Below are 306 nucleotides of genomic sequence, written 5' to 3' on the forward strand. Positions count from 1 at the left end.
AAGCGTGGGCGTTTGAAGGTGAGTTTTGATGCTCGGTGACGAGTATCAAGTCTCTTGGACTTTAAACGCTCACGGAAAATAGATTTGAACTATGCAAATGGTTTAAGTCGATTCCGTTGAGTAAATCAAGATCGAACTGTAGAGTTTGATCCTGGCTCAGATTGAACGCTGGCGGCATGCCTTACACATGCAAGTCGAACGGTAACAGGTTAAGCTGACGAGTGGCGAACGGGTGAGTAATATATCGGAACGTGCCCAGTTGTGGGGGATAACTGCTCGAAAGAGCAGCTAATACCGCATACGACC

1 rRNA gene is annotated in these 306 nt (G+C 47.1%); it reads left to right on the forward strand.

The window, feature by feature from the left end:
- Window positions 1-133: 133 nt before the first annotated feature.
- A 16S ribosomal RNA gene (locus tag PO768_RS29180) occupies window positions 134-306 on the forward strand; the annotation flags it as partial.

Source organism: Paucibacter sp. XJ19-41 (genome assembly GCF_028462495.1).
In the GTDB taxonomy this organism is placed as follows: Bacteria; Pseudomonadota; Gammaproteobacteria; order Burkholderiales; family Burkholderiaceae_C; genus Roseateles_E.